This window comes from Rhodoferax sp., assembly GCF_028688795.1.
GTDB lineage: Bacteria > Pseudomonadota > Gammaproteobacteria > Burkholderiales > Burkholderiaceae_C > Rhodoferax.
This window is the reverse complement of sequence record NZ_JAQTXM010000002.1, coordinates 139,504-157,108: the sequence shown is the minus strand read 5'-3', so window position 1 is coordinate 157,108 and position 17,605 is coordinate 139,504. Positions and strand designations below refer to the sequence as shown.

The window sequence follows — 17,605 nt, the reverse complement described above, 5'->3', positions numbered from 1 at the left end:
TGAATAGGGGTGGCCTGCGGTCACGGTGCGCAGGACCATGCTGGGTGTGGTGCGCTACACACGCCAGCGTCCCGGTGTCATGGGTGGCAATGCGGCCAAAGCCCGCAGGTCTGCGCTGTCGACAAATTCAAGGCTGCAAACTTTGATGGTGCGCTGGCCTCGGTGCAACGTAATAGCGCCGGATTTGGATTCGACAACCTCAACGCCTGCGTTTTCAAGTTGCCGCCTGATTTGGTCGCGTTTAGCTTGAATCGGTGTCATGGTTTGCCCCCAAGCAGCGCACCACGCCCGGTGGGTTCGGCGATGCCGCATACGTCAACGCAGCCGAGCCGGGTCAAGCGGCGGCGCAGGAGGTAGCTGGCATCGGCCAATCTCCAAGCAGCACATTCAGGTGCGCCAGCGTCGATAGCCTTTGCAGCAGTGCGCAATAAATCTGCGATCTGGTCGATTGGTGGCAGCGCCAGCAGTTCATCCATTGAATAAATCTTCATGGGGGTGTTCCTTTATTTGTCGGAAAGTTGATGGAGTGCGACGGCGATGCCGTCAAGGGCTGCACAGACGCCAGCGATGTGTTCGTCGCGGTAGTCGCCATCCTCTTGTGCAAAGCTGTTGCGCACTTCCAGCGCCCGTACATGGCGCAGTGCGATCAGGTCGCCCAGACTTACTGCGCAGCGATCTGCGAGTTCGTCCATGAACTCCAGGTCATCCTCAAGTGCGATGTCCCGGTACTGGTGGCGGGTGCGAACGGGTTGTGTTCCTACTGTGGGCATGATGTTTTCCTTTGAAAATATTGAATTGACACTTTGCGCAGGTCGGCTGACGCAGACCGTTAAAAGCGACATAACCGATTGCTCAGACGAAGTCGTCAATCTCTGCTTCAGTGAGTTCGTCACTTTCCGCAGGCTGGCTGGCGCTGGCCGTCAAATCCGATTTCACAAACCAGCGCTCGACTGATGTCGTGCCAGATGCACGTTCAAACTTCATGCCGTCAACGATGCGGCCCTGATGCCGTGACACCCAGCGCCCAAGGCGGCGGCGATTGATCTCGCCACGCTCCTCTGCGATCTCATGCAGCGTCTGGCTGAAGTCGTTGTCGCTGAATAGCGCATAAGTAACAGCGTCACGGACGGCGGTGGGCTTGTCGCCAAATGCCCGGTTCCAGCCATGCAGTAGCTGGCCCAAGGTTTCGCGGTCTGGGTCGTTGGCAAGTTGCTCAAACACGCGCTGCGCCGGGTCAGGCATACCAAGCCACAGCAGCGACTGGCGTACCCACAGACTCCACTGTGCGTAGCTGGCAAGCGGCTGGCATGGTGTGTCTGGTGTAGCCGACACAATCCACGCCCTGATGATGGTCAGCGCCAGCGACACATAGTTTTCACGCCAGCCACGCACTGCCTGAAGTGGGTCAGACTTGAACTGGCGTGTGGCAGGTGTCTCGCACTTGGGGTCGAGGTTGATGGTCACGCAGCGCCGCGCCATATCACGCACAGCGTCGACGTTGTTGCCCGAACTCAAAAACAGAGTTCTGGTGCCGACCGTGGCCGTCTTGCTGACACCCAGAATGCGCCCGGTCAGATGCTCCTCGGTCAACGCACTGCACAGCGATTTGTACGGAATCAAATCGGTCGTCAGGTTGTCAAACATCACACAGCCCGGTGCCGCCATGAGCAGCGCCAGTAGTTGTTTCTGGCACTCCTCATCGGATGCAGGAAAACCAATGGCTGACGGCGATGTGGGGCTGGCAAACGCAGCGATGATGCCGCACAGGTACGACTTGCCGCTGGCGATCTGCGGTGCCTTGACGTGGAACATCGGCGCAGTCGGCAGGCTCGGTCTGATGGCGGCGGTCAGCATTGCCGCCAATGCCGCCGATTCATCATGCCCGTTGGCGAAGGCGAATTCATCCAGCAACACGCGAAGTTCGACCAGCGCCCGCATCGCATCTTCGCGGCTTGGGTGGTCTGGCACGTTGAACAAACGCGCATCAAACACGCCAAACAGACCCGTGGGCGAATCAAATCCAGCCACAGTAACCAAGGTGCCATCGGGCCTCAAATGAGGCTGGCGGGCGATGCCTGCGAGTGCTGGTAGATGTGCATAACTTTCACTGTCAAACAGCACCGCGACGTGGCGTGCAGGCGGGTCGCTGACGACAAAATCTTCAGACCTTGCGTCGTAGCGCATCCACACAGCCACGCCAGACAACGCCCGCAGCAGCGCTGGCTGCGACAGTGGCCTGATGCTTGTTTCGCTGACCTCGGGGTCAGTGGTGACGCTGACAATCAGACCGCCACGCTGGTAATAGCGCTTGGTTTTTGCCAGTTCGAGTTCCGCAGCGTCAGCGATGCGATGCAGTTCGCCAGCAGACACCGTGATGGTCGGCTTGTGCTTGGCAGCACTGACGGTGATCTCCAAGTAATCCAGCAGCGCCCTGATGCGCTTCTGGTCGCCATGCGAGTGCAGGCACTTGTAGCCACCAATGGGGCTGATGTCGCTTGGCTCAAAATAGCAGCTTCCGTGGTCGACACCATCGCTGTGTTCAGCGGCCCACGGACAGGTGATGTCGTGTTTGCCGCTGCCTAAAGGTGCTTTGTACAAACCCCGTGTTTTCAGCGCTGTGACGACCTCGTTTTCGTCAGGTCGGGGTGTGTAGACGCCATCGTCAGCGCCAGCCGTTTTCTGCCCTGCGCCTGATGTCTTGCGGGTGCTGGCGCGGCCTTTTGGCTTGGGTGGTGTCAGTTCCAGCCGATCAACAATGTCTTCGATGCTGTAGCGGCGATCGGGGTGCCACTCGACCAGCCTGCACTGATGTGGCGGGTCGTACTTGGCATTGATGCCCACTGGCAGACGACCAAGCCGTGAGGCTGGCCCTTTTGCGCCCGGGTCACACATTCCAGCCTCGACCAGCGCCTCTTGCAGTGCCTCGACAGCTTTCAGGTCGTCGCTGGGTGTGCCGAACAGGTACGCGGCCTGATAGTTGCCGTCGCTGGTCTGCACCATGTAGCTAGGTGGGCAGGCGTCCAGTCGGCTGCGTGGTAGCGCCTTGGTGCCGACATCATCCAGCATCACGCCATAGGCGCGGCTGAACTGCTCTTTGCGGCGGCGGTAGCTTTTGCCCTTGGGCAGAAAGGTCGACAACGTGAAATAGTTGTTGGCCTGCGCGTTGCCTGCGCCAATGGCCTCGACCAGCGCCTGACCAGCAGGCCAGATGGTCTTGTCATTGATAGCGCCATGCACAGTGACCAGCATCGGACTTTCACCGGGCAACAGGTCTGTGAATACCGCAGTCAAAAACTGCTCGTTGCTGATGGCGCAATCGGTTTCATCGCTTTTGACGGTCTGGTCAGGCCGATCTGCGATAAGTGTCAAATCATCACTTGCCGGGGTTGCTGAAGTAGCGGCCACCATTTAGGCCACCTCTTTCAGCGCCCGGGCGGTATTGATCTCGTGACCCAGTGCGATCATCTTCAGTCCGAGTTCAATCAGACCGTCAGTGCCAATTGGCACACCAACATCATTGAACTCGTCCAGCGACACGCAAAGTTTTGCATTAAAGCGGTCATAGCAAATTTCATAACCATCAGGGTGGCTATATAAATCTGGGAAGTGATGGGCGATCTCAATACGCACTTCAGCGGCGAAGCCTTCAGGGGTTTTCATGTTCATGTTGGTGTGTTCCGAAAAGTTAATCAGGCAGCGCATTTGCTGACGCGAGAGTTAATCCAGCTATCAATGGCGTTTGATTTCCATGCAACAGCTTTCGCAGATAGTTGGACAGGTTTAGGGAAAGCGCCTTGTGCGATCAGCGCATACACGCTTGAACGGGGCAGTCCGGTTTTGGTAATGACTTGTTGCAGTCGAAGCAGGGATATTTCTTCAGGTGTTTTCATGGTGTTTGTCCAATAAAAAAGCCCCGACAGCAGTAATTGCTGGCAGGGCATAGGCGAAAAAAAACCGCAATGAATGCGGCTTGTTGGTTCGGGTTGTTGCTATTGTTTTTGGTGTCTGATATTGCTCCTAGTTAAATTTGGACGAAAAAAAAGCCACCGGGTCAGGGTGGCTGTGTTTTGGACGTGCTTATTCAGGCGAAAGCCTAAATAATCCATGCGTCGGTTGCAATGCGTGAATCATACAGGAAAAAATAAGTCCGTGCAAGTATGTATTTTTCTACGGTTGTCCAAGTTGGTGAATATCTGGTGCTGGTGCCGCAATATCGCAATTAGTAGCCTACGACAGCAGCACCAGTGGTGGTATTTATGCGGCCTTGGCCTGTTCACTATTGAACTTTGCCAATCGTTCAAAAGAAAGTTCCTCTTGAGCTTCGTGGATGCTGCGTGATAGCGCAAACGCCAGCCCTAGCAGTTCCTCCATTACGTGACCGTTGAAGTCACGCTCACCTATTAATACAGTCATCAGGGCGTGCATCTGAGGTATGCCCATTGAAATGCGATCTGCTGGCGCTGGAATATGCCCGTTGCAGCCCAAGGTGAAGCCGGGTTTGAATTCGCTTGATACACTTTTGATAGCCATGATTTTGAAGTCACTTTCAAGTTTGTGGTCAGGCAATGCCAGCGGTAGTAGCACTGGCATTGCCGCCTTTGTTGTCTCTGATAAATGGCGCAGAGACATCGCCAGAATCGGTTATGTCGGTTAAATAGGGTTGGTTCAGCCGATCTGCGGAAAGTGTCAGACTACGCAGCCTTGAGGCGCACCACTTTTCCAGCCTTGACAGGCTTGCCCTCCAGCAGATTGAACATGGTTTCAAGTGCGTGACGCTTTTCGTCTAAGTAGTCGTGGCCGTCATAGTGGCGAGCTTGGACGCCTGCGATGCCGTGACTCTGCAAACGACCGCGAATGTCAGAACTGATGCGCTTTGATGCCAGCAGGGTTTCGACGCCAGACCTGATGCGTTTTGTTTGGAACCCCTGCATATCACTAGCAGCGGCCACGGCCCAATGGCTCAAGGTGATAGCGCTCAAGTGCGTCTTGCCGCCATCCGTTGAAATGGCGTATGCGCCTTTTGGATTGCATTCGCTTAGAGCAGCGGCGGCGGCGGGAATGAGGGGTACTGTGTGCGGTCTGGGTGCCTTGCCGGGCCTGCCTTTTCCGTCAAACAATGTGATGGTGTCTGATGCGACATTCGCAGTCAGCAAACAGCACAGTTGTTCGATGCGCTGCCCACCAGTAAGCAAGTGCAGGCGCAGCACTGCACCAATGAACCCGGGCATGGGCTTGATGACTTGCCAGTAGGCGCGGAGTTCATCGGCGCTAAGTGGGTTTTTGTCGGCCTTGTTTGCAGATTCGTCTGGCACTGTGTCTGCGCCGGGGTTTGACCGCACGTTGTAGGCTTTGAAGTGCAGCGGAATAGATGCCTTTGATCTTGCGGCCAACGCCACTTGATATGCAGCCCTGATGTAGCTGCGCAGCTTGTTTGCGGTGCGGGCTTTGCCATTTTCGATGACCTTGCGCATCATGTCTGCAATCTGTTCACCAGTCACGGTGTTGGCTGGCAGCATCGCTATGTGCGGCCACGCATCTACAACATGGAGTTGAAATATCGAGCGTGCATCACTGTGTGATCTGCGCCCAAGCCCCTCTAGGTAGTCGCAATAGTGAACCAACAGGTTCTTCAGTGTGTACTGTGCCGCTGCCAATGTTGCCGCCTCAGCAGCGCGAAGTGTTTGTTCCTGCGCTTGGGCTGCAATGCGCACAGACTCTGCTTCAGCGTCGACCAAGCCACGGTAGCCACCGATAGCAAGGTTGTCGCGGTGTTTCTGCGCCAAACTTTCAGCGGCACGGATGGCGGCACTGATGCTGTAACCCTTGTTGGTGGGCTTCAGGCTCAGTGGTGGTGCGCTTGAGTCGTATGCGCCGATAGGGGTGCGCTCAGTCTTGCCGTTGATTGTGACGCGCCAATATAGTGCAACACCAGCCGCAAGACGACGCGCCTCAAGTGACCCGGCAGGGGACACCTTGCCAAGTTTGGCAAACGCTCCAGGTGTCAAATCGTTGATGACTTGCCCCGGGGTTTTTGGTGACAGTTTTTCAGGCATTGCTCTAGTCCGTATGTAGCGCCAAACTGTCACGGTGACAGTCTGGTGACAGTTTAGGTCTGAATGAAGTTAGACGCTTACGGACTAGTTTAGACTATGTTTCTATATAAATCAATGACTTAATTTGTTGGTGACAGTCTGAGATTATCTAAGATAACCTATCATTTCGGACTTTTAATCCGTTTGTCGTGGGTTCGACCCCCGCACATCCCACCAAAATTCAAGGGCTTGGTCAAGTTTGATCAAGCCCTTTTACGTTGTGCATTGTCTTTGGAAGCACGCTACCGGATTGCCAAGCCCCGGTACAACATATACGCTGCGAGCAGGTACAAAATACTGGCAAACACTCTTTTAAGTCGCTTAACTGGTAGTTTGTGCGCAGCAGATGCCCCGACCGGTGCTGTAAAAATGCTGCAACTTGCAATCACCGCAAGTCCGGGTAGCCAAATATAGCCCAGAGAGTAGGGTGGTAAGTCCGCAAGGTGGCTACCGCTCAAGACATAGCCCACGGCGTTGGCTAGTGCAATCGGGAAGCCCAATGCTGCCGAGGTTGCCACAGCACGATGAATCGCCACATTGCACCAGGTCATGAAGGGCACGCTGATAAAACCTCCTCCTGCCCCAACCAATCCTGAAATAAATCCGATTACACCGCCAGCTCCCATCAGGCCAGCCCCGCCCGGGATTTGCCGACTCGCCGCTGGTTTTTTGTCTAGGAACATTTGTGTGGCCGAAAAACCGACAAACAGTGCAAAAAACAAGGCCAATGACGACCCTTTAAGCGCAGCAAATACACCCATGCTGGCGATGGCTGCACCAACCACGATGCCAGGAGCGAAGCTTTTTACCAGATCCCAGCGAACCGCGCCGCGCTTATGGTGAGCGCGTACGCTGGAAATCGACGTGAACACGATGGTTGCCATGGATGTGGCAATAGCCATCTTTACCGAGAGTTCGCCACCGACACCGCGTTCGGACAATATGACGGTAATGAACGGCACCATGACCATGCCACCGCCTATACCAAGTAGGCCGGCTAAAAACCCGGAGCAAAGTCCAAGAAGTGCCAGCTCAAGAAGCAGCGTGATTTCAAATTGCATCGGGTTAGGGTAGAGGGTGTCTGCCACGCCACCGAACCGGCATCCTGAACCGGGATTCAGGTGGGCGAGGTCAGTGGATGTTTTGGGTTCATCTAACGCGAGATGATCACGCCAACATCACGATGTTCCAAGCCCGGGCTCTATGAGCATTGGTTCAAGGAAATATAAAGCCCGATGCACGCAGCAGACATAAATATTGTAGGCTTGCCAGCGCAAATTGACAGCGCTTGAACAGTCTAGTTCTAAAAAAAAGCGCTATGCGACACCGTGGAATTCTCAGTTGACCCCGCGGGCGATCTGAACGTAGATTTCGTTGGTCTTGACCATTCCAAGCTCCATGCGCGCCTTTTCCTCAATCATTTCCAGCCCTTCCTTGAGGTCTCGTACCTCGGCAGCGAGCTGATTGTTGGCCAACTGCGCCAGGTTGTTGTGCTGGATTTGTTCAGAGAGTTGAGCACGCAGGTTTGCCACGCTGGCCAAGCTGCCTCGCCCAAACCACAGTTGCCCGTGAAGAATCACGAGCAGGGCAATCAGGGCAAGCGAGACGGTACGTTGGCCCATGGCACCCAGTTAGCGAAGGTTGTAGAAGGCTGCCCGCCCAGGGTAAGTTGCCACGTCACCCAAGTCTTCTTCGATGCGCAACAGCTGGTTGTACTTGGCCATGCGATCGGAGCGGCTCAACGAACCAGTCTTGATTTGCCCCGCATTGGTGCCAACTGCGATGTCGGCAATGGTCGAGTCTTCCGTTTCACCCGAGCGGTGGCTGATGACTGCGGTGTACCCCGCACGCTTGGCCATTTCGATGCAGGCAAAGGTTTCTGTCAAAGTGCCAATTTGGTTGATCTTGATCAGAATGGAGTTGGCAATCCCTTTGTCGATGCCTTCCTTGAAGATTTTTGTGTTGGTGACGAACAGGTCATCGCCAACAATTTGAACTTGTTTGCCCAGGCGGTCAGTCAAAATTTTCCAGCCATCCCAGTCGTTTTCAGCCATGCCGTCTTCGATGCTGATGATCGGGTATTTGTCTACCCAAGTCGCAAGCATATCGGTCCATTGTTGTGCATCTAGCACCAGGCCTTCGCCTTTGAGGTGGTACTTGCCATCTTTGTAAAACTCGCTTGCGGCGCAATCCAAACCAATGGCGATGTGCTCACCGGCAATAAAACCCGCTTTGTCAACGGCTTGCAGGATCAGTTGAATGGCGGCTTCATGGTTTTCCACGCTTGGGGTGAAGCCACCTTCATCGCCCACAGCTGTGCTCATGCCTTTTTCGTCAATAATTTTCTTCAAGGCGTGGAACACTTCGGCACCGTAGCGCAAAGCTTCCCGGAAACTGGGCGCTCCCACGGGAATGATCATGAATTCTTGCAAATCCAGGCTGTTATTGGCGTGGGCACCACCGTTGATAACGTTCATCATGGGCACGGGCAACTGCATACCACCCATGCCGCCGAAGTAGCGGTACAGCGGCAAGCCAGATTCTTCCGCCGCAGCGCGGGCCACAGCCATGGATACCGCCAACATGGCGTTGGCACCGAGGCGGCCTTTGTTCTCTGTGCCGTCGAGGTCGATCAATGTTTTGTCCAGGAAGGCTTGCTCAGATGCGTCCAGGCCAAGCACTGCTTCAGAGATTTCTGTGTTGATGTGTTCAACCGCTTTCAGCACGCCTTTGCCGAGGTAGCGACTTTTATCGCCATCACGCAACTCAATGGCTTCACGGCTGCCAGTAGAAGCACCGGAAGGCACTGCGGCGCGCCCCATGGTGCCTGATTCCAACAATACATCACACTCTACGGTAGGGTTGCCGCGAGAGTCCAGAATTTCACGTCCTACGATGTCTACGATTGCACTCATTGGTTTCTTTCAGTTAAAAAAACAAAGGAAAATTAATACGGTCAGGTTACGACGATTAGGCAGAAAAATTTTCTTCCAGATAACCTTGCCGCTTGGTGACCTGGTCCAATGCCAGCAAGGTTTCCAGCAACGCTTTCATGTGTTTCAGAGGCACCGCGTTGGGGCCATCACTCATGGCTTTGGATGGATCAGGGTGGGTTTCCATGAAGAGCCCCGCCACGCCAACGGCAACGGCCGCACGGGCCAGCACTGGCACCATCTCGCGTTGGCCACCACTGCTGGTGCCTTGGCCGCCGGGCAGTTGAACTGAATGCGTGGCATCAAACACCACAGGTGCGCCAGTGTCGCGCATGATGGCCAGAGAGCGCATGTCGCTCACCAGGTTGTTGTAACCAAAGCTGGCACCGCGTTCACAGGCCATGAAGTTGTCTTCATTCAGGCCTTTTTCACGAGCGGCGGCACGCGCTTTGTCAATCACATTCTTCATGTCCCTTGGCGCCAGAAACTGCCCTTTTTTGATGTTGACGGGTTTGCCAGATTGCGCCACAGCGCGGATGAAGTCTGTTTGCCGACACAAAAAAGCCGGGGTTTGCAACACATCAACCACCGAGGCCACTTGGACAATCTGGTCTTCTGAGTGGATGTCGGTCAAGATAGGTAGACCGAGCTCACGTTTGACCTTGGCTAATATCTCCAACCCTTTGTCAATGCCGGGGCCACGAAATGTGCTGCCGCTGGAGCGGTTGGCTTTGTCAAAGCTGCTCTTGAAAATGAACGGAATGCCCAAGCTCTGGGTGATCTCTTTCAGGGTGCCTGCGGTGTCCATTTGCAACTGCTCGGACTCAATCACACAGGGCCCTGCAATCAGAAAAAACGGCTGGTGCAAGCCAATCTCAAAACCACACAGTTTCATCAGGCCACCGCCTTCACAGTCGTTGCTGGCTTTTTGTGGTCTAAAGCTGCGCGAATGAACGCGTTGAACAGCGGGTGCCCCGCCCATGGCGTGGACTTGAATTCAGGGTGAAACTGCACACCAACAAACCAGGGATGCACGTCTTGTGGCAGCTCCACAATTTCTGTCAGGTGTTCGCGTTGGGTGCGAGCCGAAATGACCAAACCTGCGCTACGCAGTGTGTCAAGGAAATGCACGTTGGCCTCATAACGATGGCGATGGCGCTCGGTGACGACATCACCATAAATTTTGTGTGCCAGTGTGCCCTGTTCAACGTCAGAACTTTGCGCGCCAAGTCGCATCGTGCCACCTAGGTCGGAGTCTTCGCTGCGGGTTTTGATGGTGCCGTCTTCATCCTTCCATTCGGTGATCAGAGCGATCACCGGATTAGGGCTGTTTGGGTCAAACTCAGTGCTGTTTGCGTTCTTCAGACCCGCCACATGGCGTGCGAATTCAATGGTGGCCACTTGCATGCCCAAACAAATGCCTAAATAAGGCACTTTGTTTTCGCGGGCAAACTGAGCGGCGCAAATTTTGCCCTCTACGCCACGAATGCCAAAGCCGCCAGGTACCAAAATGGCATCAAACTTGGCCAACTGTGCCACGTTGTCGGGTGTGATGGTTTCAGAATCAATGTAGTTAATTTTGACCCGCACATGATTTTTCATGCCGGCATGGCGCAAAGCCTCGTTCAAGGACTTGTAGCTGTCGCTCAATTCCACATATTTGCCCACCATGACGATGTTCACATCGCCTTGCGGATGGGCTGTCTCATACACCAGGTCGTCCCAGCGCTTCAGGTTGGCAGGTGGCGTGTTCAGACGCAGTTTGTCGCAAATCAAGCCATCCAAGCCCTGCTCATGCAACATGCGTGGCACTTTGTAGATGGTGTCTACGTCCCACATGGAGATCACGCCCCACAAAGGCACGTTTGAAAACAGCGAGATTTTTTGCCGCTCTTCCTCAGGGATCGGTCGATCTGCACGGCACAGCAGTGCGTCGGCCTGGATACCGATTTCGCGCAGTTGTTTTGCAGTGTGTTGGGTCGGTTTGGTTTTGAGTTCGCCAGCCGCCGCAATCCACGGCACATAACTCAAATGCACAAAGGCGCTGTTGTTGGGGCCAAGCTGCAGACTGAGCTGGCGCACCGCTTCCAAAAACGGCAGCGACTCAATGTCACCCACCGTGCCACCAATTTCAACAATGGCCACATCCACGGCTTCTGCGGTGTCAAAGCCCGCGCCGCGCTTGATGAAGTCCTGGATTTCATTGGTGACATGGGGAATCACCTGCACCGTTTTCCCCAAATAGTCACCGCGGCGTTCTTTTTCAAGCACGCTTTTGTAGATTTGGCCGGTGGTGAAGTTGTTGGCCTTTTTCATGCGCGTTTCAATGAAACGCTCGTAGTGGCCCAAATCGAGGTCGGTTTCGGCACCGTCGTCGGTCACAAAGACCTCGCCGTGCTGGAACGGCGACATCGTTCCCGGGTCAACATTCAAATAAGGATCAAGCTTGATCAAAGTGACTTTGAGGCCGCGCGATTCTAAGATCGCGGCGAGGGAGGCTGAGGCGATTCCCTTACCCAGGGAAGACACCACACCGCCGGTGACGAAGACAAATTTGGTCATGTCAGAGTGAGCTTGCACGCTCAGGGAGCTGGTAAAAGTGGATTATAGGGGCCTTGACCTGTCGCTTCCAAGCGCGGTTTTGCGCTCTGTTACATTGCGGCGGATGAAAGATCTTGCTGGAAAACACATTGTTTTAGCCCTGAGCGGGGGCATAGCCTGTTACAAATCAGCCGAGTTGTGTCGACTGCTGATCAAGGCTGGTGCCACAGTTCAAGTGGTGATGAGCGCCGCCGCTGAGCAGTTCATGACCCCGGTGACCATGCAGGCGCTGAGCCAACGCCCGGTGTTTGGGTCGCAATGGGACGAACGTGCGCCCAACAACATGGCGCACATTAACCTCACTCGTCAGGCGGATGCTTGTCTCATTGCCCCAGCCAGTGCGGATGTGATCGCCAAACTGGCGCATGGGTTGGCTGACGATTTGTTAAGCTTGATGTGTCTGGCGAGACCCGTCATCAAGGTGCCGTTGTTAATTGCACCGGCCATGAATCGCGAAATGTGGCAGCACCCCGCCACGCAGCGCAATTTGACCCAAGTGGCGCTGGATGGTGCGCACGTTTTGGGTGTGGGTTCTGGCGATCAGGCCTGCGGAGAAACTGGTGATGGTCGCATGCTGGAGCCGGTCGAAATTCTGGATGAGGTGATTTCATTTTTTCAGCCCAAAGTGCTTCGTGGTCAGCATGTACTTGTCACGGCCGGGCCCACCTTTGAGGCAATAGACCCGGTGCGGGGCATCACCAACCTGTCCAGTGGCAAGATGGGGTTTGCCATTGCCCGCGCAGCCCGCGAGGCGGGCGCTGATGTGACTCTGGTGGCAGGCCCAGTGAGCTTGCCAACCCCGCGCGGTGTCCTGCGTGTGAATGTGAAATCTGCACTAAATATGTTTGAATCCGTTATGGATAAGACGCCGAAAGCTACTATTTTTATAGCTACATCGGCGGTGGCAGACTGGCGACCGGAATCGACCTCTGAGCGCAAGATCAAGAAAGACGGCAGTGGCCTGCCCCCAAGCTTGCATTTTGTCGAAAACCCGGACATTTTGGCCGCCGTGGCGCAATCGGAGCGTGGCAAGAGTCGTGCGCTTTACTGTGTAGGTTTTGCCGCTGAAAGTCATGATTTGCTCGCCAACGCCCAAGCCAAGCGTTTGCGCAAAGGCGTACCGCTGCTGGTGGGCAACATCGGGCCGGACACCTTTGGTCAGGATGACAATGCTTTGCTGCTGGTTGATGAGGCTGGTGCGCGCGAGCTATCTCGTGACTCAAAACTTTCGCTTGCTCGCAAATTAATAGCTGATATCGCTCAAAGAATAAGGGCAGGAGTCTAATAATGATGAATATTGACGTGAAGATCATTGACCCGCGCATGGCAACTCAATTGCCTGCTTACGCCACGCCAGGCAGTGCCGGGCTGGACCTGCGTGCCTGTCTGGACGCGCCCCTGACCTTGCAGCCCAATGCCTGGCAACTGATACCTACTGGGATCGCTATCTACCTGAATGATCCGGGCTTTGCCGCCATGATCTTGCCGCGCTCCGGTTTGGGTCACAAGCACGGCATTGTGTTGGGTAACTTGGTGGGCCTGATTGACAGTGATTACCAAGGGCAACTGATGGTGAGTGCCTGGAACCGCAGCGATGTGGCCTTCACCATTGCGCCCATGGAGCGCATCGCCCAGTTGGTGATCGTGCCTGTGGTTCAGGCTCAGTTCAATGTGGTGACAGAATTTCCAGCCAGCGAGCGCGGGGAGGGCGGCTACGGCTCTACCGGAAAATCTTGAGCCCGTGGCTTCAGCAGCGCACGGGCGGATATGAAGCAGTGCGGTTATTGCAGCAAATCGTTGCCCGGTGCCATGTTGTGCATCGGCGTGACCTTGAAAAAACCGGTGCCTGCGCTGCCGCAGCCAATTTCTTCTTCGGTGGCCTCGCGCACTGCTCTGACTTGCAAGGTTAAGTTCAGCGCGATCCCTGCCAAGGGGTGGTTGCCGTCCAGCACCACGTGCTCGGGGTAGAGATCGGTCACGGTGTAGAGCGCGTCTTGCGGCATGTCAGCGTTGCAACCTGCGGGCAAGGCCGTGCCCTCAAATGTCATGCCTTCTTCCAGCTCCGGCGGAAAGAGTTCGCGCGGCTCCAGAAAAATCAATTGGTCGTTGAAGTCGCCAAAGCCTTGCTCTGGTTCGATGTGCAGGTTGATGGTGGCACCGACGCTGTGGCCTTGCAGGGCGGCCTCAATCACATCAAACAGATCGTCACCACCGACCAAAAACTCCACTGGTTCATCGAGCACGTCTAATGTTTCGCCCAAAGTGTCTTTGAGCGTCCAGGTTAAAGCCACCACGCATTGTTGAGTAATTTCCATTTGATAATTGTCGCAGACCAAAAAACCACTGGAGAAATTGATGGACATCACCCAACCGCTGCCCTTGCTGGGGGGCTTGAGCCCGCAACAGTTCATGAATACGCACTGGCAGAAAAAGCCATTGTTGGTGCGCCAGGCCATTCCCGATTTCAAGCCCCTGCTGGATCGCGCTGAGTTGTTTGAGTTGGCCGCCAGTGAAGATGTGCAAACCCGCATGGTGATTCAGACACCTAGTGCAACGGCCGGTTGGCACTTCAAGCATGGTCCGTTTGAGCGGCGTGCCTTGCCGCCACTCAAGCAGCCCGGCTGGACGATGTTGTTGCAGGGCGTTGACCTGCACCATGACGCGGTGCACGCGCTGATGAATCAGTTTCGCTTTGTGCCCGATGCGCGACTGGATGACTTGATGATCAGCTACGCCACAGACCAAGGTGGTGTTGGGCCGCACTACGACAGCTACGACGTATTTTTGTTGCAGGCGCACGGCAAGAGGCGTTGGCGCATTGGCCGCCAGAAAGACTTGAGTTTGCAGCCTGATGTACCTTTAAAAATCCTGGCCAACTTCGAGCCTGAAGAAGAGTACCTATTGGAGCCTGGCGACATGCTTTACCTGCCGCCGCTCTATGCCCATGATGGCATTGCCGAGGGAGAGTGCATGACCTATTCAATTGGATTTCGCATTCCCAATCGTGCCGAAGTGGCGCGGGAGCTGCTACAGCGCCTGGCTGAAGATGCAGAAGAGGCAGTGGGGTTGACTTTGTACCAGGATCCCGACCAGATGGCGGTCGCGCAACCCGCAGAAATTCCATCCAGAATGCTTGAATTTGCTAAAGATGCCTTGCGTGACGCATTGGCGGACGATCAAGCATTTGGGCGTGGTTTTGGTGAATACATGACCGAGCCCAAGCCCAGCGTGTGGTTTGAAGGCGTAGAGCCCACGGATGGGCTGGCGGAGTTGCTCAATCAAACGGGCTGTCGGCTGGATCGGCGCACCCGCATGATGTTTGATGCGCAACACATTTTTATCAATGGCGAGAGCTTTACCGCTTCTGGCCGTGATGCCGGCTTGATGCGCGCCCTCGCCAACGGACGCCAACTATCTGCCGATGAAGTTGGCCAGCTCAGCGCCCAAGCCTTTGAGTTGCTGGTTTCTTGGGCTGAATCCGGGTGGGTGCTACCGGGTTGACCAGCCCAATGCGTTGATTTACTTGGCAATTGCACGCGTCTCATCGATGTTTACGCACAACACCTTTGGGCAGTCAAGCGTAAAAACCATAAGGGCAGACCCTATAATGACGGGCTGAGTGAACAACTTAAACATTTGTTTACTTGGTCTTTGTGGGTGACCGCAAAACAATTTCCGGAAATTGTCAATTTTTTATACTGGGTAATTCAAATGAATAAATCTCTCGTTTTGATCGCTGTGATTGCTGCTGCTGCTCTGGCCGCTTGTGGTAAAAAAGAAGAAGCTCCTGCACCAGCACCTGCTGTGGTTGAAGCACCTGCTGCTGTTGCTTCTGCTGCTGAAGCCGCTGCTTCTGCTGTTGCACCAGCCATGGCTGAAGCTGCTGCTTCTGCTGTTGACGCTGTCGGCGCTGCTGCCAACAAGGCTGTTGACGCTGCTGCTGAAGCTGCCAAAGCTGCTGCTTCTAAGTAATCAACTTTTGGTTGATTCAAAAAAGCCACCTTCGGGTGGTTTTTTTACGTCCGGCGTGGACCTACCTGCCGAATTCAAAGATAGTAAATAACGAGGAACCCCAGAAGCAACACCAGCACCCAAAGCGCCATACTTCTCGTTGACCAAGTGCGCGCAAACCGGCCGTCCTGGCGGTGCTGGTAAAGCACCAGTGCGGTCGACTCCGTGATCAGCACATAGGCAGCATGCACCAGCATGTGCCACGCCTTGGTCAACGGCAGACCTACATTACGTAACAAGGCTGGCAACAACAAGCGCCAGACCCAGTCGGCATCTAGGGTGATGGTCAAGGTGCGCTTCAGGTAAGGCAGCAACACAAAAAATGCCAGGCCGGAGAAGAGCAGCAATTGCAACTGCGTCACCACATGGGCACCGGTGTACGGCACAAAGTTCACGGCGTAAGGCAGCAGCGCATACAGTGGCTCGGGCCAGACACCCAGCGCAATACAGAGGAACGAAAAGACCACCATTGCCCAACGCATGCTCATCGGCGGCTCAGCCGGACGTAAACCGGAATCTTTCTGAAAGAACACAAACCAGGGGAACTTGATGCCGGCATGCAAGAAGACACCGGCAGACGCGGCCGTCAACAACAACCAGACCCACATCAAATGGCCGTCAAGCGCTGCCTGGGAGACCATGGACTTGGACACAAACCCAGATGTCAGAGGAAACGCCGAAATGGCCAATGCGCCAATCGTGCCGCACGCTGCGGTCAGGGGCATGGTATGAAACAGCCCCCCCAACTCGGAACACTTACGCTTGCCCGTCATCAAAACCACTGAACCCGCCGACATCAACAGGAGCGCCTTGTAAATGATGTGGGCAAATGCATGGGCTGCGGCGCCATTCAGCGCCATCTCTGTGCCAATGCCAATACCGGCGATCATGAAACCTACCTGGTTGATGATGGAGTAAGACAGGATACGGCGCAGGTCATTTTCAAGCAGCGCATAAATTATGCCGTAAAACACCATGAACAGACCCACCCAGATCAGCAATTCGGTGCCCGGAAAACCACGAATCAACACATACACCGCTGTCTTGGTGGTGAAAGCCGACAGAAACACGGTGCCGCTCCAGGAGGCCTCAGGGTAGGCGTCCGACAACCAGGCAGACAGAGGCGGCGCGCCTGCGTTGACCAGAAAGCCAATCAAGATAAGCCAGTGCGCGGGTGAGTCAAGCGCCATGCGGGTGAAGGTGACATCGCCCGTGTTGACGATGTGACCCGTGACACCCGCAAACAACACCACGCCACCCAACAGATGAATCATCAGGTAGCGTCGGGCCGCGCGGTACGCTGCGTCTGTTCCCTGGCTCCACAACACCAGTGTGGAGCCCACTGCCATCAGTTCCCAAAAAATGAACACCGTGACCAAATCCCCTGCCAAGGCGACGCCAATGGCAGATCCGGCATAAACATAGGCTGCCGGCACTTCAATGCGGCTTTTTTGCGTCATGGCAAACAGGCCACCGCCAGCTGCCATGAGAGAAAAGATGGTGGCAAACAACCTTGAGAGCTTGTCGCCCTGCAAGGGCGTGAGGGTGTAGTCCAGAAAACGCAATTGCCAGGCCGGTCCGTCGGGTACCTGCCACACCAGCCACAGCACAATCAAGGGCAACACCACCACTGCCGTTGAGCGGACCACGCCACGCAGCAAGGGCAACAGAAAGGCCCCGACGATCAGCACCAAGCCTGGATGAATCAAGACCTCAGCCATTGTCTTTGCCGTAATAGGTATCAGGCCGTTTGAGCACCAGGGCCAGGCCCTTGGCGACCACAATCATCAAGGCACACACCAGAAACCCGTACCAGGCGTTAAACCCAAAAATGGATTCAACGGCGAAATGCGGATGCATGGGCACCAGAAATTCGGCCAGCACCGTGAGCAAGAGCACAACTAGGAAACCGCGCCATAACAGCTTGATGTTGCGGGGCTGATCCAGCCAGTGGGGTTTTTCGTCCAT

General features: G+C 55.1%; 20 protein-coding genes. 4 read left to right on the top strand and 16 right to left on the bottom strand.

Annotation, left to right across the window (positions count from 1 at the left end; all coding sequences use genetic code 11):
* Positions 1 to 54 precede the first annotated feature (54 nt).
* From PHQ58_RS02390 to PHQ58_RS02330, 13 genes are all read right to left on the bottom strand, one after another.
* Positions 55 to 261, bottom strand: a complete 207-nt coding sequence (locus PHQ58_RS02390) for a hypothetical protein (protein WP_300106342.1) — start codon at positions 259 to 261, stop codon at positions 55 to 57.
* Positions 258 to 491, bottom strand: coding sequence for a hypothetical protein (locus PHQ58_RS02385; RefSeq protein WP_300106338.1), 234 nt, complete (start codon positions 489 to 491; stop codon positions 258 to 260). Before PHQ58_RS02385 ends, PHQ58_RS02390 begins: the two co-directional genes overlap by 4 nt.
* Before the next feature lie 12 nt (positions 492 to 503).
* On the bottom strand, positions 504 to 770 hold the full coding sequence (locus PHQ58_RS02380; protein WP_300106335.1) for a hypothetical protein: 267 nt from the start codon (positions 768 to 770) through the stop codon (positions 504 to 506).
* A gap of 82 nt (positions 771 to 852) precedes the next feature.
* Positions 853 to 3,369 (bottom strand): DNA-primase RepB domain-containing protein, encoded by a 2,517-nt coding sequence (locus PHQ58_RS02375; RefSeq protein ID WP_300106332.1) that lies wholly within the window; start codon positions 3,367 to 3,369, stop codon positions 853 to 855.
* 39 nt (positions 3,370 to 3,408) lie between these two features.
* The gene (locus tag PHQ58_RS02370) at positions 3,409 to 3,660 is read right to left on the bottom strand and encodes a hypothetical protein (protein WP_300106330.1); all 252 of its coding nucleotides are present in this window, start codon (positions 3,658 to 3,660) and stop codon (positions 3,409 to 3,411) included.
* 29 nt (positions 3,661 to 3,689) lie between these two features.
* Positions 3,690 to 3,890 (bottom strand): AlpA family transcriptional regulator, encoded by a 201-nt coding sequence (locus PHQ58_RS02365; RefSeq protein ID WP_300106328.1) that lies wholly within the window; start codon positions 3,888 to 3,890, stop codon positions 3,690 to 3,692.
* Positions 3,891 to 4,254: 364 nt separating this feature from the next.
* Entirely contained in the window at positions 4,255 to 4,629 is a 375-nt protein-coding gene (locus PHQ58_RS02360) for a hypothetical protein (RefSeq protein WP_300106324.1), read from the bottom strand.
* A 62-nt stretch (positions 4,630 to 4,691) separates the two neighbouring features.
* Positions 4,692 to 6,053: an integrase gene (locus PHQ58_RS02355; RefSeq protein WP_300106321.1), complete on the bottom strand. Its 1,362-nt coding sequence runs from the start codon at positions 6,051 to 6,053 to the stop codon at positions 4,692 to 4,694.
* A gap of 281 nt (positions 6,054 to 6,334) precedes the next feature.
* Positions 6,335 to 7,153 (bottom strand): sulfite exporter TauE/SafE family protein, encoded by an 819-nt coding sequence (locus tag PHQ58_RS02350; protein ID WP_300106319.1) that lies wholly within the window; start codon positions 7,151 to 7,153, stop codon positions 6,335 to 6,337.
* 276 nt (positions 7,154 to 7,429) lie between these two features.
* Positions 7,430 to 7,714, bottom strand: a complete 285-nt coding sequence (locus PHQ58_RS02345; protein ID WP_300106317.1) for a septum formation initiator family protein — start codon at positions 7,712 to 7,714, stop codon at positions 7,430 to 7,432.
* 9 nt (positions 7,715 to 7,723) lie between these two features.
* On the bottom strand, positions 7,724 to 9,007 hold the full coding sequence (gene eno / locus PHQ58_RS02340) for a phosphopyruvate hydratase (protein ID WP_300106316.1): 1,284 nt from the start codon (positions 9,005 to 9,007) through the stop codon (positions 7,724 to 7,726).
* A gap of 55 nt (positions 9,008 to 9,062) precedes the next feature.
* Positions 9,063 to 9,920 (bottom strand): 3-deoxy-8-phosphooctulonate synthase, encoded by an 858-nt coding sequence (kdsA, locus tag PHQ58_RS02335; protein WP_300106314.1) that lies wholly within the window; start codon positions 9,918 to 9,920, stop codon positions 9,063 to 9,065.
* A complete protein-coding gene (locus PHQ58_RS02330) occupies positions 9,920 to 11,587 on the bottom strand; it encodes a CTP synthase (protein WP_300106313.1) in 1,668 nt (555 codons plus the stop codon). Before PHQ58_RS02330 ends, kdsA begins: the two co-directional genes overlap by 1 nt.
* A 103-nt stretch (positions 11,588 to 11,690) precedes the next feature.
* Between PHQ58_RS02330 and coaBC the strand changes: the two genes are divergently transcribed.
* The gene (coaBC, locus tag PHQ58_RS02325) at positions 11,691 to 12,911 is read left to right on the top strand and encodes a bifunctional phosphopantothenoylcysteine decarboxylase/phosphopantothenate--cysteine ligase CoaBC (RefSeq protein ID WP_300106311.1); all 1,221 of its coding nucleotides are present in this window, start codon (positions 11,691 to 11,693) and stop codon (positions 12,909 to 12,911) included.
* Positions 12,912 to 12,916: 5 nt separating this feature from the next.
* A complete protein-coding gene (dut, locus tag PHQ58_RS02320; RefSeq protein ID WP_300106699.1) occupies positions 12,917 to 13,363 on the top strand; it encodes a dUTP diphosphatase in 447 nt (148 codons plus the stop codon).
* Positions 13,364 to 13,407: 44 nt separating this feature from the next.
* Here the strand turns inward: dut and PHQ58_RS02315 are convergent, their stop codons facing one another.
* Entirely contained in the window at positions 13,408 to 13,941 is a 534-nt protein-coding gene (locus PHQ58_RS02315; RefSeq protein ID WP_300106309.1) for an FKBP-type peptidyl-prolyl cis-trans isomerase, read from the bottom strand.
* A 40-nt stretch (positions 13,942 to 13,981) separates the two neighbouring features.
* Between PHQ58_RS02315 and PHQ58_RS02310 the strand changes: the two genes are divergently transcribed.
* Together PHQ58_RS02310 and PHQ58_RS02305 are read left to right on the top strand one after the other, a co-directional pair.
* The gene (locus PHQ58_RS02310) at positions 13,982 to 15,127 is read left to right on the top strand and encodes a cupin domain-containing protein (protein ID WP_300106308.1); all 1,146 of its coding nucleotides are present in this window, start codon (positions 13,982 to 13,984) and stop codon (positions 15,125 to 15,127) included.
* Positions 15,128 to 15,283: 156 nt separating this feature from the next.
* Positions 15,284 to 15,598, top strand: coding sequence for a hypothetical protein (locus tag PHQ58_RS02305; protein WP_300106306.1), 315 nt, complete (start codon positions 15,284 to 15,286; stop codon positions 15,596 to 15,598).
* A gap of 74 nt (positions 15,599 to 15,672) precedes the next feature.
* Here the strand turns inward: PHQ58_RS02305 and PHQ58_RS02300 are convergent, their stop codons facing one another.
* On the bottom strand, positions 15,673 to 17,358 hold the full coding sequence (locus PHQ58_RS02300) for a Na(+)/H(+) antiporter subunit D (RefSeq protein ID WP_300106304.1): 1,686 nt from the start codon (positions 17,356 to 17,358) through the stop codon (positions 15,673 to 15,675).
* The gene (locus tag PHQ58_RS02295) at positions 17,351 to 17,605 is read right to left on the bottom strand and encodes a hypothetical protein (RefSeq protein ID WP_300106302.1); all 255 of its coding nucleotides are present in this window, start codon (positions 17,603 to 17,605) and stop codon (positions 17,351 to 17,353) included. The genes PHQ58_RS02300 and PHQ58_RS02295 overlap by 8 nt, the downstream gene beginning before the upstream one ends.

Excerpts from the sequence above, each read along its gene's own strand:
- PHQ58_RS02310 (WP_300106308.1), top strand. The coding sequence starts at position 13,982 with ATGGACATCACCCAACCGCTGCCCTTGCTGGGGGGCTTGAGCCCGCAA.
- PHQ58_RS02370 (WP_300106330.1), bottom strand. The coding sequence starts at position 3,660 with ATGAAAACCCCTGAAGGCTTCGCCGCTGAAGTGCGTATTGAGATCGCC.
- PHQ58_RS02315 (WP_300106309.1), bottom strand. The coding sequence starts at position 13,941 with ATGGAAATTACTCAACAATGCGTGGTGGCTTTAACCTGGACGCTCAAA.
- PHQ58_RS02365 (WP_300106328.1), bottom strand. The coding sequence starts at position 3,890 with ATGAAAACACCTGAAGAAATATCCCTGCTTCGACTGCAACAAGTCATT.
- PHQ58_RS02330 (WP_300106313.1), bottom strand. The coding sequence starts at position 11,587 with ATGACCAAATTTGTCTTCGTCACCGGCGGTGTGGTGTCTTCCCTGGGT.
- coaBC (WP_300106311.1), top strand. The coding sequence starts at position 11,691 with ATGAAAGATCTTGCTGGAAAACACATTGTTTTAGCCCTGAGCGGGGGC.
- PHQ58_RS02355 (WP_300106321.1), bottom strand. The coding sequence starts at position 6,053 with ATGCCTGAAAAACTGTCACCAAAAACCCCGGGGCAAGTCATCAACGAT.
- dut (WP_300106699.1), top strand. The coding sequence starts at position 12,917 with ATGAATATTGACGTGAAGATCATTGACCCGCGCATGGCAACTCAATTG.
- PHQ58_RS02385 (WP_300106338.1), bottom strand. The coding sequence starts at position 491 with ATGAAGATTTATTCAATGGATGAACTGCTGGCGCTGCCACCAATCGAC.
- PHQ58_RS02360 (WP_300106324.1), bottom strand. The coding sequence starts at position 4,629 with ATGTCTCTGCGCCATTTATCAGAGACAACAAAGGCGGCAATGCCAGTG.
- PHQ58_RS02300 (WP_300106304.1), bottom strand. The coding sequence starts at position 17,358 with ATGGCTGAGGTCTTGATTCATCCAGGCTTGGTGCTGATCGTCGGGGCC.
- PHQ58_RS02380 (WP_300106335.1), bottom strand. The coding sequence starts at position 770 with ATGCCCACAGTAGGAACACAACCCGTTCGCACCCGCCACCAGTACCGG.
- PHQ58_RS02295 (WP_300106302.1), bottom strand. The coding sequence starts at position 17,605 with ATGGACGAAAAACCCCACTGGCTGGATCAGCCCCGCAACATCAAGCTG.
- PHQ58_RS02345 (WP_300106317.1), bottom strand. The coding sequence starts at position 7,714 with ATGGGCCAACGTACCGTCTCGCTTGCCCTGATTGCCCTGCTCGTGATT.
- PHQ58_RS02350 (WP_300106319.1), bottom strand. The coding sequence starts at position 7,153 with ATGCAATTTGAAATCACGCTGCTTCTTGAGCTGGCACTTCTTGGACTT.
- PHQ58_RS02390 (WP_300106342.1), bottom strand. The coding sequence starts at position 261 with ATGACACCGATTCAAGCTAAACGCGACCAAATCAGGCGGCAACTTGAA.
- eno (WP_300106316.1), bottom strand. The coding sequence starts at position 9,007 with ATGAGTGCAATCGTAGACATCGTAGGACGTGAAATTCTGGACTCTCGC.
- kdsA (WP_300106314.1), bottom strand. The coding sequence starts at position 9,920 with ATGAAACTGTGTGGTTTTGAGATTGGCTTGCACCAGCCGTTTTTTCTG.